General features: G+C 42.7%; 13 protein-coding genes. All 13 read right to left on the reverse strand.

The annotated features are described in order from the left end of the window. Positions 1-8: 8 nt before the first annotated feature. Positions 9-1,331: a TolC family protein gene (locus FTT88_RS09860; protein ID WP_180173891.1), complete on the reverse strand. Its 1,323-nt coding sequence runs from the start codon at positions 1,329-1,331 to the stop codon at positions 9-11. Between the two features lie 47 nt (positions 1,332-1,378). Next, the gene (locus FTT88_RS09865; RefSeq protein ID WP_218945786.1) at positions 1,379-1,807 is read right to left on the reverse strand and encodes a cation efflux protein, CzcI-like; all 429 of its coding nucleotides are present in this window, start codon (positions 1,805-1,807) and stop codon (positions 1,379-1,381) included. A 198-nt stretch (positions 1,808-2,005) separates the two neighbouring features. Further along, positions 2,006-3,409, reverse strand: coding sequence for an amino acid permease (locus tag FTT88_RS09870; RefSeq protein ID WP_180173892.1), 1,404 nt, complete (start codon positions 3,407-3,409; stop codon positions 2,006-2,008). A gap of 213 nt (positions 3,410-3,622) precedes the next feature. Next, a complete protein-coding gene (locus FTT88_RS09875; protein ID WP_180173893.1) occupies positions 3,623-4,261 on the reverse strand; it encodes an ATP-binding cassette domain-containing protein in 639 nt (212 codons plus the stop codon). Next, positions 4,248-4,946, reverse strand: a complete 699-nt coding sequence (modB, locus tag FTT88_RS09880) for a molybdate ABC transporter permease subunit (RefSeq protein WP_180173894.1) — start codon at positions 4,944-4,946, stop codon at positions 4,248-4,250. Before modB ends, FTT88_RS09875 begins: the two co-directional genes overlap by 14 nt. Positions 4,947-4,949: 3 nt before the next feature. After that, a complete protein-coding gene (gene modA, locus FTT88_RS09885) occupies positions 4,950-5,711 on the reverse strand; it encodes a molybdate ABC transporter substrate-binding protein (protein ID WP_180173895.1) in 762 nt (253 codons plus the stop codon). Positions 5,712-5,720: 9 nt separating this feature from the next. Continuing rightward, a complete protein-coding gene (locus FTT88_RS09890) occupies positions 5,721-6,971 on the reverse strand; it encodes a molybdopterin molybdotransferase MoeA (protein WP_180173896.1) in 1,251 nt (416 codons plus the stop codon). Beyond that, complete coding sequence (gene moaCB / locus FTT88_RS09895; protein ID WP_180173897.1) at positions 6,968-7,891, reverse strand: bifunctional molybdenum cofactor biosynthesis protein MoaC/MoaB; 924 nt, start codon at positions 7,889-7,891, stop codon at positions 6,968-6,970. Before moaCB ends, FTT88_RS09890 begins: the two co-directional genes overlap by 4 nt. 60 nt (positions 7,892-7,951) lie before the next feature. Next, entirely contained in the window at positions 7,952-8,515 is a 564-nt protein-coding gene (locus FTT88_RS09900) for a molybdenum cofactor biosynthesis protein MoaE (protein ID WP_180004420.1), read from the reverse strand. A gap of 2 nt (positions 8,516-8,517) precedes the next feature. Further along, the gene (locus FTT88_RS09905) at positions 8,518-8,769 is read right to left on the reverse strand and encodes a MoaD/ThiS family protein (RefSeq protein ID WP_180004419.1); all 252 of its coding nucleotides are present in this window, start codon (positions 8,767-8,769) and stop codon (positions 8,518-8,520) included. A gap of 2 nt (positions 8,770-8,771) precedes the next feature. Continuing rightward, the gene (moaA, locus tag FTT88_RS09910) at positions 8,772-9,812 is read right to left on the reverse strand and encodes a GTP 3',8-cyclase MoaA (protein WP_180173898.1); all 1,041 of its coding nucleotides are present in this window, start codon (positions 9,810-9,812) and stop codon (positions 8,772-8,774) included. A gap of 356 nt (positions 9,813-10,168) precedes the next feature. Beyond that, on the reverse strand, positions 10,169-10,792 hold the full coding sequence (locus FTT88_RS09915) for a molybdenum cofactor guanylyltransferase (RefSeq protein ID WP_373685806.1): 624 nt from the start codon (positions 10,790-10,792) through the stop codon (positions 10,169-10,171). Next, the gene (locus FTT88_RS09920; protein WP_180173899.1) at positions 10,792-13,584 is read right to left on the reverse strand and encodes a nitrate reductase; all 2,793 of its coding nucleotides are present in this window, start codon (positions 13,582-13,584) and stop codon (positions 10,792-10,794) included. Before FTT88_RS09920 ends, FTT88_RS09915 begins: the two co-directional genes overlap by 1 nt. Positions 13,585-13,729: the final 145 nt, after the last annotated feature.

Here is a 13,729-nt window from a genome sequence, read left to right on the forward strand (position 1 = left end):
TAACTGCCTTATTGTGCTGATGCGCTGTTGATGAGATTTTGGGATGCCTCAATGGCTTTTTTATTCAATTGGCTATAAGCATCTGAACGGCTGATTTCTTCATAACTGGTTCCAATACTTAAGGCTTCAGCACTGAGTGCGCTTTGCCAAGCCTGCGCCAAAATTTGCATTTGGCTAAGTCGAAGGTCTTGGAGTTGTTTTGTGGTTTGCTGTACGTCTGTAATAGCAAATTTACCTGCCTGAAAACCTTGCAAAGTTCGGTTTTGAACCTTTTCAGCCAAACCAATCTGATTGCCTGTGGCATCAAACTGCATACGCAGACCTTTAAGCTGGTGAATGCTATTGGCAATGTCCAAAACTTGCTGTTTTAACTCGCGCTGTTGCTGATGATTTAATAAAATTTGCTGTTTTTGCGCCATTGGAATGGCATATTGCTGGCGGTTAAAAATATTGAGCGGAATATCCACACCAAGTACCAAGGCCGTATCATTGGCGTCAGTTGGAGACTTGGTACGTGACATGCCCATATTTAGGGTTGGGTTTGGACGTGCCTGTACTTTTAAATGTTCAATTTGCTGATTTGCCTGCTGAACATTCAAGGCATACAATTTTTGTAGCCAACCTTCCGATAAATTACGCTCAACTAAACTTTGGCTCTGTTCAGGCCAAGGCGTAACGCTGTTATTCAACGCAATTTGCGACGTAGTTTCACCCCATAAATTAGAAAGCTGACGCACCACAGTTTGCTGTTTTAAAAGCGCCTGTTGGTATAGACGCTGTATTTCCAAAGCTTCAATTTGAGCGCGCTCTACATCCACCAAAGCAATACTGCCTGCCTGATAGCGTTTTTGCGCGCTGTCCAAATTAGATTTACTGAGTTTGAGCTGTGTAGCGTAAATCGATTGCTCATTTTGAGCGATGGCTAGCTGTGACCATGCAAACTTCACAATCAACTGACTTTGCGCATTCCAAATTTGCTGTTGCAACTGTATTTGCTGTGCTGAGGTACTCGCGAGTGCTTGATTGATTTTACGCTGACCGAATACATCCAGTGGCTGGCTGATTGCGATACTGAGCTCTTGATCTTGATTTTTACCAAAACCATTTTGTTCAATCGATAGACTTGGGTTTTGCCATAGCTTGCTTTGACGCAGATTAAAATCAGAGATTTGCTGTTGTTGTTGCCAAATATCAGTTTGGGCTTGGTAGTTTTGTACTTTGGCAAATGCAGATTCAAAACTACTGACATTTTCCGCAAAAGTACTTTGTAAGGCCGTCGAAATACCGACAGCTAAGCCTAGACGTATAAACGCCATAAAATATAAAGACATGATTTTTCCCACTCATTTATTAAAAAAAGTGGCGGGAATGTTTTAGGCTACCCCGCCATTAGCGGGGCATAAACAGGAGGAGGTGTTTGCAGTAATAAATCAGGGGCTTGATAAAGATTCTTCCAAACAAATTTTGGCGAATATTCAAAGCTCTGATGTGCAATAAAAAGAATCGATTGTTGGTTTTGTACAATCAAATGCGTCATAGACGGTAAATGGTCTTGATGATCTTCACCGAGTTGCAGATCGTTAGCGGTATTTTTGACTGGTTTGCTACTGGATTCAGATGCTTGATGCAACGAATGCTGTGGATTGGTTTCACTGCTGACGCATAAGGTATTTTGATGATGACCAAAATGATAGCTTTGAACAACTTGAGTTTGCTCTTCATGCACACAGAAAGCGGCTGCCACGTTCCAAAGGCTTTGGAACATGAATAATCCAACTAAGACTGTTATCCATGTCGCAGAACGCATATTGCATCAATCAAGAAAATTTTAACGATTATAAAGCTTGGAGTCGGTCGAAGGTCAAGTGAATCTTTGAATTTGTCTTAAAAATGGATTGCCATAGAGATATAACGTAAGGCATTCGCTTTAATCCCCTGACACGGCACATGCTAAAGACAATCCATTGGTTCATGATTACGATTTTTATCGGCGAAACCTTTATTTTTAATTCAGTTCGGAATCATTCTTCAACTTAGCTTTTCTTGTCACAACTAAGCCGCAGAGAACCACCAATGTCGTAACACCTAAAGATAATGAAGTTTCATAACTGTAGGCTGGAGATAAAAACATATAGATCAGCACACTTAAGATCACCAAAATGACTGCCCATGTCAGCCATGGAAATAGCCACATTTTAAACGCAACCTCAGTTCCATTTTTTTCGATTTGTGTTCTCAATTTAAGCTGTGAAAATGCAATCACTAAATAAACCAATAAGGCAATTGAACCTGTTGTAGACAGTAAAAATCCAAATACTTGGCCTGGAAATAAATAGTTGACTGCGCAGCAAATTAAGCCCACTACAGACGATGCAAATACAGCAATAGCAGGTACACCAGAGGCATTAATAGATGTGACCCATTGAGGTGCTTCTTTACGTGTCCCCAATGAAAATAACATCCTTGAAGAACTATAAAGTGCGGCATTCATACAACTTGCAACTGCAATAAATACCACACTATCAATAATCAATTTGGATTGAGGGACATTTAAACTGACCAAGACATATTGGAAGGTGCCTAATTGTTGTAATTGCGGTGAACGCCAATCTACCAGTGCAACCGTTATAAAAATTGAAACCACAAAAAATAAGATGACCCGATACAACACTAAATTGGTTGCGCGTTTAATTTTTTGCTCAGGATCTTTTGATTCTGCTGCAGCGATCGATAGTATTTCTACACCAAAGAATGAAAATGCTGAAATCAATATTGCTGAAAGTACACCACCCAGGCCATTTGGCATAAATCCATCATTTTTGAACAGATTTTCTACACCACTTACATTAGGTGCTAAGGGCCAAAATCCAAATATTGCGGTGAGTCCAATGGCGATAAAAATCACAATAGCCAAGACTTTTATCAGAGAAAACCAAAATTCAAACTCACCAAAACTTCGAGTACTAAAAAAGTTGGCTAAACTGAGGAGAATAATAAAAATAGTTGCAAAGACAGCGCTGGATATTGATGGAAACCATGCATGCAAAATTTCTGCACCGGCAATTGCTTCAATAGGAATAACTAAAACCCAAAACCACCAATATAACCATCCGATAGTAAAGCCAGCCCATGGCCCTATGGCTTTTCTTGCATAGGTTGAAAATGAGCCTGTGTCAGGTTGAGCGACTGCCATCTCCCCCAACATTCGCATGACTAAAAAAACCAATATACTAGTAATTATATAAGCAAGAACGGCGGCAGGCCCTGCTTTTGCAATCGCAGCAGATGATCCAACAAACAGTCCAGCACCAATTACACCACCGATACTGATCATCGTGATATGCCGATTAGATAGCCCTGCACCCAGTTTTGCAGTTGAATTATGTGTGGCTAAGCTATCATCATGCATCGATTAGATTCCCTGTCTGCACGTTCAGTCGTACAAATCATTATTTCCAAGATCATTAGGAATAAAAAAGGGAAAACGCTGTGTTCTCCCTTGTTTTGTAACAATTTAATCTAGAAAATGAGTTTTTCATAGTTCTAATCAAAACTTTAAGATGCAGCTTAATGCCATTTTTTCATCTAATTTACTGTTATTACTTATATAATTTATATTTATTTAAAAACTTATTTGACCATTTTCTAGATGCAAAATATGGGCTTTTAAATAATCTAACTCATCACTATGATGCGTGACATATATCATCGGCAGCGCCGACTGTTCTTTCACCGTGTTTAAAAATGGCAATATTTGATCTTTCAGCCTGCGGTCAAGTCCTGTCAGCGGTTCATCTAACAGCAGCAGATCAGGCTGTGACAGCAATGCCCGGCCTATGGAAACACGCTGCGCCTCGCCTCCGGAAAGTTCATGTGCCCGCCGTTTGAGCAGCGGCTTTAACTCAAGCAAATCCACAACTTGATGAAATTGAAATTGCGCATTTTTCTTTGCGCTTAACTTATCTGCATATTGCAGATTTTGCTGCACATTCATATGCGGGAAAAGCCATGCTTTTTGAAAAATCAGCGCAATATGGCGTTTATGCATCGGCACGTTAATCTTCTGCGCCGTATCGAACACATCATGCTGATTCAGCGAAATATAACCTTGCTGCGGCTGCAGCAAACCAACCAAATTTTTCAGCAGCGTAGACTTGCCGCTGCCTGATGGCCCCATAATGCCCAGCAGCTGATCCTGCATCTGCAGCCGAGCCTGCAACTTAAAATCGGTGTATTGAAACTGAAAATCACACTGAAGCATGGCCGGCTCCGAGTTTTCGCTGATAGTGCTGTAAAATATAATAATTGGCAATCAATGCGCCAAAAGCCGCCAGCAGTGAAAGGATCACTAAACGCATTGCGGATTCTTCGCCATTGGGCTGCTGTATCAGCGAATAAATGGCGATAGGAATGGTTCGGGTTTCATCAGGAATATTGCCGACAAAGGTAATGGTTGCGCCAAACTCACCTAGACTTCGGCTAAAGCCTAAAATGCTGCCAATTAAAATCCCTGGTAAAGCCAGCGGCAGGCTGATTGAGACAAATACCCGTAAAGGATGTGCGCCTAGTGAGCCTGCAACCTGCTCAAGCTGTTGATTGATCATTTGAAAAGACAAACGGATCGGCTGCACAATCAGCGGAAATGACACAATCATCGATGCTAAAACGGCGCCTTTCCAATTAAAAACCAGCTGAATTCCCCATTCAATTAGCATCTTGCCGATCCAGCCATTTGAACCAAACAGCACCAATAGCAAATATCCTAGAACCACCGGCGGCAGCACCATTGGCATTTGTAAAAGTGCTTCGACCAAAAATTTTAAATGAAACTCATAGCGCGCCAAAACCCATGCCAGCCCTATAGCAAATGGTAAGCAAAATACAGTGGCGCAAACGGCAACTTTAGCCGATAGATACAATGCGCTCCACTCTTCTAGGCTCAGCATGCTTTAGCCTTTCACACCAAAGCCATAATACTTAAACAGCATTTTGCTTTGCGCATGGTCTTTAAGATAACGGTAAAACTTCACGGCCTCAGGTTTAGCTGCGCCTTGATGTGTTAAAGCCAATGGATAAATGATCGGTTGATGAGTATGATTTGGAAAAATCCCGGCTATTTTAACTTTAGAACTGATCAGCGCATCGGTACGGTAAACAATCCCCGCTTGGCACTCACCGCGTTCAACAAAAGCCAAAGCCGATCGTACATCATCTGTCCCGACAATCCTTCCATTCAAACTTGATAGCCAGCCCAACTTGGTTAGGCTTTGTTGTGCATATTTTCCAGCAGGTACAGACTCCATTTGACCTGTACATAAGTGACCTTGAAATGCCTTGGAAAAATTAAACTGCGGCACGGCCCTAAATTGCATATTCACCGCTTTAGGCGTAATCAGCACCAAATCATTGCTCAGCATATTGAACACTTGCTTTGCAGGTACTTTCTGCTTCTGCACCAAATAATTCATCCAGTCTACATCTGCTGAAAAATACAGATCACTTGGTGCACCGGCTTCAATTTGCTTGGCTAAAGCAGAAGATGCACCAAATACCGGTACAATTTTGATGTCTGGATTCTGTGCCTGATATTGCTTTGCAATATCGGCAATAGCATTGCTTAAACTGGCTGCAGCATAAATTTTGACTGTTTCCGCCTGAGATGCGCCAGCAATGAAGCTCAGTCCTGCTGCTAAAATAAATTTGAATCGCATAGCAAACTCCTATTCCTGAATAAATACGCCTTGAAGAATTTGTCCTGCTTGCACAGGCTGCCCTGCAGGAATCCGAACAATGCAATTGGCTTGCATTAAATTGCTCAGCATATGTGACTGCTGTTTAGACAGGCTAGTTAGTTGCAGTTTGCCTTGCTTATCAAAGTGCGCCGACATTCTTAAAAACCGCTCACGTGCATCAGCTTTTAGGTCATGTGTCATGACTGCGCTGAACCAGACCAGCGGGGGTGTTTGACCTTGCAAAGCTTTCAATAATGTATCTGTATAAATTTGCATGCCGACATAAACAGCAGCGGGATTGCCCGGCAGTCCGAGTAAATAACAGGAGGTGCTGTCTGGACGTCGATATTGTGAAAACAGCATCGGTTTGCCGGGTTTTTGTTTTACTTTCCAAAAAATTTGCTGAAAACCGATGTCCAAGGCTGCGGGACGAACAAAATCATAATCACCTACAGATACGCCGCCAGTCGTTAAAATTAAATCAAAGCTGTCTTTTAAACGGTTGAATAAATCTAAAACCGCTTGTTTTTCATCTGCAATATGAATCACTTCAACTTGGACGTGCTGCAACTGAAACCATGCTGAAATCAGCGGCGCATTGGCATCAAATATTTTACCTGCACGGTAATCTTCTATATTTTGCGCAACTTCATCACCTGTAATTACGACCGCAATTTTCGGATAGGCAAAAACTTCGCAGTGTGAAATACCAGCCATACTGAGCGCTGCAATTGATCCAACCGTCAGCTTTTGACCACGTGCTGCTAAACATTGTCCAACTGAAATTTCCTCACCTGCATCTCGAATATCTGCATGCGGGTTTAAGGCTGCAGTCAGTTCAATCTGCTGTGTATCCGCCTTCACTATTTCTTGCCGCGCCACAGTTGCTGTACTTTCCGGAATCGGTGCGCCAGTAAATATCCGGACAGCTTGCCCTGCTTTTAGGCTTATTTCAGCCGTTTGCCCTGCGCGGATTTCTCCAATGAGCTCAAATTGCGTGCCTGCTTTAATTTCACCCGCTGCGCATATGGCATAGCCGTCTACAGCACTCTGAGCAAATAAAGGCAGCTGAATTTGTGAATGTACATCTGCCGCCAAATAACGGCCTAAAGCGTGCTGAAGCGCCAAAGTTTCATGCGCCAAACTTTGCGTATGTGTCTGAATCAGCGCAAGTGCTTCGTCCACTGAAATCAGCCCTGCTTCAGCACCGCAGCCTGTATGCAATACGGCTTGGTTCATTGGTAGCCTCCTGCATGGGGAATATTTTTCTGCACATCAAAGAGATGTACCAAGGCAGGTAAAATGGCAACTAGTGATTCTTTTGCGCCTTGTCTGCTGCCCGGCAGTGTAATGACTAAACTGTCATCAATATAGCCAGCAACACCGCGGCTGAGCGCTGCATAAGGCGTGCGTTTCTGCCCAAAACTGCGGGATGCTTCCATTAGCCCAGGAATTTCCCGTTTTAGCAGTGGCTGTATCGTTTCTACAGTTAAATCTTTTGGCCCTAAACCCGTACCGCCAACCGTCAATATCAGCGGGTATTGATTTTTTTGCTGCTCAATCAAGGTAAGCAGCTGTTCAGGACTGTCTGGTATCACTTGATAGCTGATGTTGCTGAAGTTTGCTTCTTCTAAAATTTCGAGGACATTTTGCCCCGCAGTATCTGGTTTTTTACCGGCAGCAACTGTATCTGAAAGCACAATAATCGAAGCCGATAAGCTTTCTTTTAATACACGGGTAAAATGTGATTTACCGCCTTTTTTCTTTTGCAGTTTCACTTGATCTAAGCACAAATCCTCTGGTTCACAATGCGGTTTCAGCATGTCATACAGCGTTAAACCGGCAAGACTGACCGCAGTCAAAGCTTCCATTTCCACACCCGTTGGACCAATGGTTTCAACCACTGCACTAATTTCGACATGCGCCTCAAATAATTCATACTCCACATCTGCACGGTAGATCGGCAGCGGATGACACAGCGGAATGAGTTCATCCGTGCGTTTTGCGCCCAATATACCTGCAATCCGTGCGGTTTTCAGCGCATCGCCTTTTTCTGTATTGCCATTACGCAGCAGTTCAATACAATGTGGCGGTGCATGCAGTATTCCAGTTGCAATGGCTGTACGGTAACTTTCCGCTTTCATGCCCACATTTTTCATTGCTTTATCCTTATTTTGTTCATTTTCAGCTGTAATATTGAAAATATTGAATTTTGGGTTTTATAAATGCCATTGGTAAATATTGGCGTTCAAATGCATGGTCTGGCTATTTTGATGTGAATGTTCGCATGACTCGCTATGAACATGAGCATGCTTCGTTTCGTGATCTGCCACTTCAGGCGCGTGATCCTTACGAATACAGCAGCCCTCTACATATTGACTGCTGCCATCCATATAAAACTCTTCTTTCCAAACAGGCACTTCATGCTTTACACGTTCAACCGCTTCTTCGCAGGCTGCAAAAGCTTCACGGCGGTGCGGTGCATAAGCCATAGCAATAATTGCAGTATCACCAATATCTAAACTGCCAATACGATGCACAACCCGTACATATGACACGTCGTATTTGGCTTGAATTTCCTGTTCAATTTGTCGGATCATTTTCTCAGCCACAGGCGCATAAGCTGTATATTTCAGGGCTTTTACCGCTTTGCCTTCATGGTGATTACGAACCGCGCCAATAAATACACCTATACCGCCGCATTCAGGAAATGCCTCAATGCTGTCAAAATCAGCTTGGCTGAATACTGTATCTTGTATGCGTGAAATATGCTTGAGCTCCATATTCAGCCTCCCGCCACAGGTGACAGCAGCACAACGGTACTGTCCTGCATCAATGCGGTTTGTCTTGGCACAATGTCTTCCCCAATGGCACAGGCGCAGCGCTCAAGCATGCTGAATGATTCTGGAAATTGATTTGCAACTTGCTGCAAAACCTCTGCAATTGACTGCTGTGCCAAGCAAGTCAGACTCAAATGCGCTGGCAATAAACGCTCAATAGCGCCAAAAGATTCAATTTTGATGGTGATTTGAGTCATCATTAACCTCCAATCATATGCATGCTGATTTTTCTGGTATTGCTAGTACTAGACGCTGTAATCGTGTGAAAGCCCTGTTCTTTTTGCCAAATATAGCTGCCAAGTTTGTTTTGCATGTTCAACGTATCCAGCGGATTTTCATTTTCAGCCAGTGTGCTTTTAAGTGAGCGTATGTCCTTGCTCAGGTCTAAGCCTTTTTTTGCAAATAAACAGTTAAAAAACTCACCTTGAGCATTCAGTCTTAAACGGTCACAGCTACCGCAAAATGAATTACTGATGGTTGAGATAATCCCAATCGGTAAACCGTTTACTTCATAGCTGCGGGCTGGCGATGCACCTTGCCCACACAAGATGTTCACCTCAAAAACGGTTTTCAATGTCGTTAATATTTCTTGTTCAGTGACAACGGAATCTTTAGTCCAGTTTTGATCACCGTCTAAAGGCATGAACTCAATGAAGCGCAGCTCAAAACGCTGCTGCTGTGCCCAATAAGTTAAAGGAATAATCTGCTGATCATTCAGATCTCTAATCAAAACTGTATTAATCTTAATGTCAAAGCCCGCTTGCTTAGCCGCTTCAATCCCTTCTAATACTGGCTGTAATTGTTTTTGCGTCAGCTGAAAAAATTGCGCTTCATCCAAACTGTCTAAACTGATATTTATGCCATCTAAGCCAGCTTGTTTTAGGGCCTGTGCATATTGTTTCAGATAATGTCCATTGGTGGTCATGGATATACGTTTAAGGCCTAGCTTTCTCAGCTGTTGCAGCTGTTCAATAAAATGCACAACGCCTTGACGTATGAGAGGTTCGCCGCCCGTGATCCGGATCTGATCAATCCCGCGCAGCACCATAAACTCACAAAAATTGTAAAGTGATTCAAAACTGAGAAGATTATGCTTTTTCATCCATTCAGGGTGTTCAGGCATACAATAGACACATTTAAAATTACAGCGGTCTGTCACTGAAATACGCAACTTGCGTTTTTCACGGCCAAACTGATCCTTAAAAATGGTCACTGGCTGTAATTGTGTCATGCTGTTCATGTTTTTCTTCCATGGTGCTGTCATTTGCCCTGTCTTAGCTCAGTACAAATTTTGCGCCCTCTTTTCTTGCAGTAAAAATTGCAATAAGTGTTCCAACTTTGCGCTTTTTTGAATATTTATTTCAGAGGATTTGGTTTGTTTTTTTGACACACAAAATCAATAACTTATAAATAACTAATAGCAATTAAAAATATAAATTGCCGTTAAGCCCATTATCTAAGGTATAAAAGCAGTCTGTTTTATCGCTATATATCATGCTCAAAAGCTTCATATTGGCTGTAGATTTTCTCTCTGGGTTCAAAAACAGCACATTAGGCTCATCATTTAAAATGAAAGCTCCGCAAAAGGTACAGCTTTTAGAGAAAATTCAGCTGACGGTGCTGCTGCAGCTCATCTAGAGAGTTAATACTGTGAAAAAAGAGTGCATTATTTTGAAAACGTGCAACTTGCATGTGCATTTTACTGAAACACCCCTTCAAACTGCGCTGTTTTTGATCAAGATGGGCTTGCAGCATTGTGAGACTGCTTCGTTTCAGCAAACAAAATGGATACAGCGCTTTGCCATTAATTTCCACAACTGCCACTTCACACAAGGGATCCCGCTGCATAGCCTGATGTAATCTCGAAAGCACTTTCTTCGGGATATAGGTCACATCGCACGGGACAAACAAAACATAATCCGACTGTACATGTGACCACGCGCTTTTCATGCCCATCAACGGCCCTAAAAAACCCGCTTCATCATCTTTATACAGCTTTATTGAAGGAATCATGCATTCATAGATTGAATGGTCACGATGGCTGTTAATCCAGACATTTGCAGCCCGTGACTTTAAACACTGATGAATCTTAATGAGCTGAATTTCATCATCAAATTTTTGTAAAACTTTATTTATACCGTTCATTCTGCGGGCTTGACCGCCCGCCAAAATAACCAAGTCTGTTTCTGGATAGCTTACTGATTTGGTGATTTTTTTCATCATTCTGCGTACTCCGTCTGACAGGCTTTAATTAAGCCTCGAATTTCTGATAAGCACGAACCGCAATTGCCGCCAGCCTTTAAACATGCAGTAACTTGTTTTTCATGGGTAATATTCTTTTCTTTAATGGTTTCGATAATGGTATTTTTGCCAACTTTGAAACAGCTGCACACCAGCGGACCTGCACTGTTGGTCATGTTCATCTGCTGACCTGCAAGCAGCGCTTTGCGGTGCATTGCGCTTAGTCGTTCACGCTTAAACATGCCAGCAATCCAATCACGGTCTGGCAGCATAGAGCGTTGCGCAATATATAGACTGGCAATTAAATGCCCATCTTGCAGCACCACGGTATGACTCAAATCGGCAGTTTGATCTTCCAAATTCAGCCATTCAAAGCTTTCATCGGTAAATGGCAGTAATGTTTTCAGCTGCTGAACCGTGTTTCTAAATTTTTTACGATCTGCCAACTCAAAACGTGTCGCTTTCGCTGTTTTAATTTTGGTCCACCACACCGTGTTTTGAATGGTGTTTTGCACCATTTGCTCAAAGCCGTCACGTACATACAGTACACCTTGCCACTGTGTATAAAACGGCTGTACAAATACAGGTGTATGTTTAAATTCAGGCTCACCAGATAGTGCATCGACCACAGGATTCACCACTTTGCCAATACGCGCATCCGATGCGACTTGGTCATTCCAATGAATTGGCGCAAAAATTTGACCGCGTCGAATTTTACTGCTGACCTGTGCACGTAAAATACATAAGCCCCAGTTAGATTTCACCTCAATCAGTTCACCATCTTTAACACCAAACTTCAGTGCATCTTGCGGGTGTATTTCACAAAATGGTTCGGCGATATGTGTACTCAAGTTTGCAGATAAACCCGTACGGCTCATGGTGTGCCATTGATCACGGATACGGCCAGTATTTAAAACCAGCGGATATTCGCCGCAAATCTTGTTCAAAGGGTCAATAGCGGTTGTTGCTACAAACTTAGCTTTGGCATCCGCATGGCTGAATTGGCCTGCTGCAAACAAACGGCTGACTGCATCAGCGCTCTGATCTAACTGCCAAACTGGCCATTGCACGGGCTTTAATTCAGCATAATCTTGTGCAGATAACTTACTTAAACCCTGCAAATTAAAGTAGCGAAAAGACTCAGTGGTATCACGTTGATCTAAAGGCGCATTTTGATAAGCAGATAATTTTGCATGTTCAATAAATATGTCATAGCTGCTGCTGTAGTCAAAACCGCTATAACCCATCTTTTTCGCAACTTGTGCAATAGACCACCAGTCTGCTCTGGCTTCACCCGGCGCATCTAAAAAAGCAGTTTGACGTGAAATACGGCGTTCAGAATTGGTAACGGTTCCGTCTTTTTCACCCCAGCCCAATGCAGGTAAAAGCACATCTGCATATATTGCTGTGTCTGTGTCTTTGCAAATATCCGACACCACTACAAACTCGCATTGCTCTAAGGCACGTTTGACTTGATCTGCATCTGGCAAGCTAACTACAGGATTAGTAGCCATAATCCAGATGACTTTTATTTTGCCGCTTTCAACCGCCTGAAACAGATCAACCGCTTTTAATCCCGCTTTATTGGCAATAAATGGACTTTGCCAAAACGCTTGTACTAATGCCTGATGCGCTGTGTTATCGACATCTAAGTGCGCAGCCAGCATATTGGCTAAGCCGCCAACCTCGCGGCCACCCATTGCATTGGGCTGACCTGTCATAGAAAAAGGCGCTGCACCTAATTTTCCGATTTTGCCAGTCAGCAAATGGCAGTTAATAATACTGTTGGCTTTGTCTACACCACGCGAAGACTGATTAACCCCCATCGAAAATAGCGACATAACTTTGTCAGTTTGCGCAAATTTTTCAAAAAATAGCTGTAATTTTTCTAAAGAAATACCTGTACGCTCAGCAACTGCTGTCATAGAAGCTTCTGTTTTACTTTGCTCCAGCGCTTGCGCCAAACCTTGAGTATGTTTGGTGATAAAATCTACATCACTATGATTATTTTGTACTAAATACTGCAGCAAACCATTGAACAGTGCGACATCTTGCCCCGGTAAAATTGGCAAATGCAAATCTGCAGCCTCACAGGTACTGGTAAAGCGCGGATCAATGACCACTACGAACAAATCACGTTCTTCTTTGGCTTTCATAATGCGCTGATACAGCACGGGATGGCACCATGCTGTATTGGATCCGACCAGCACCACCATATCTGTATGCTCAAAGTCTTCATAGCTTGCTGGTACAAGGTCTTCACCAAATGCACGCTTATGTGCCGCCACAGCCGATGACATGCAAAGCCGTGAATTGGTGTCAATATTTGCAGTACCTAAATAGCCTTTGACAAATTTGTTAACGGCATAGTAATCCTCCGTCAGCAGTTGGCCCGACACATAAAAAGCGATGCTTTCACGTCCGTAAAGATCTATACATTGCTGAAATTTTTCGGCAATCAGTGCTGTTGCTGTGTTCCAATCTGTAGCCTGACGAGTATGAAATGGTGATGTTTGACGCCCAAGCATCGGCTGTAAGACACGTGTTTCTAATCCAATCGTATCGGCTAAGTTACTGCCTTTAATGCACAGCTTGCCATAGTTTGATGGATGGTTCGTATCGCCAGTCACACTGACTTTTTGCCCTAAAGCAGTCTGTTCAACTGTTGCGCTCACGCCGCAGCCGACACCACAATATGGACAGGTGGTTTGCGTTGTTTTAATTTTATTTTCTGTGGAGCTATGCAGTTCCACGATCGGGATGCTATTCACTTCTGCCGGCTCCTTTTTCCAAACTCAATTAATTGAGTGTTACGACCAATTTCAAAAGATGACTAAATTATTTAAATTTAAGTTAAAACTAACTATCGTGTGGTGGCATGGATGCCACCGTTGGGCGGGGTATAGGATGTACCCT

The sequence above is a fragment of the Acinetobacter sp. YH01024 genome (genome assembly GCF_013420195.1).
Classification (GTDB): domain Bacteria; phylum Pseudomonadota; class Gammaproteobacteria; order Pseudomonadales; family Moraxellaceae; genus Acinetobacter; species Acinetobacter amyesii.

Excerpts from the sequence above, each read along its gene's own strand:
- FTT88_RS09875 (WP_180173893.1), bottom strand. The coding sequence starts at position 4,261 with ATGCTTCAGTGTGATTTTCAGTTTCAATACACCGATTTTAAGTTGCAG.
- FTT88_RS09860 (WP_180173891.1), bottom strand. The coding sequence starts at position 1,331 with ATGTCTTTATATTTTATGGCGTTTATACGTCTAGGCTTAGCTGTCGGT.
- moaCB (WP_180173897.1), bottom strand. The coding sequence starts at position 7,891 with ATGAAAAATGTGGGCATGAAAGCGGAAAGTTACCGTACAGCCATTGCA.
- FTT88_RS09865 (WP_218945786.1), bottom strand. The coding sequence starts at position 1,807 with ATGCGTTCTGCGACATGGATAACAGTCTTAGTTGGATTATTCATGTTC.
- FTT88_RS09870 (WP_180173892.1), bottom strand. The coding sequence starts at position 3,409 with ATGCATGATGATAGCTTAGCCACACATAATTCAACTGCAAAACTGGGT.
- FTT88_RS09900 (WP_180004420.1), bottom strand. The coding sequence starts at position 8,515 with ATGGAGCTCAAGCATATTTCACGCATACAAGATACAGTATTCAGCCAA.
- FTT88_RS09915 (WP_373685806.1), bottom strand. The coding sequence starts at position 10,792 with ATGAAAAAAATCACCAAATCAGTAAGCTATCCAGAAACAGACTTGGTT.
- FTT88_RS09890 (WP_180173896.1), bottom strand. The coding sequence starts at position 6,971 with ATGAACCAAGCCGTATTGCATACAGGCTGCGGTGCTGAAGCAGGGCTG.
- modB (WP_180173894.1), bottom strand. The coding sequence starts at position 4,946 with ATGCTGAGCCTAGAAGAGTGGAGCGCATTGTATCTATCGGCTAAAGTT.
- FTT88_RS09905 (WP_180004419.1), bottom strand. The coding sequence starts at position 8,769 with ATGACTCAAATCACCATCAAAATTGAATCTTTTGGCGCTATTGAGCGT.
- moaA (WP_180173898.1), bottom strand. The coding sequence starts at position 9,812 with ATGAACAGCATGACACAATTACAGCCAGTGACCATTTTTAAGGATCAG.
- modA (WP_180173895.1), bottom strand. The coding sequence starts at position 5,711 with ATGCGATTCAAATTTATTTTAGCAGCAGGACTGAGCTTCATTGCTGGC.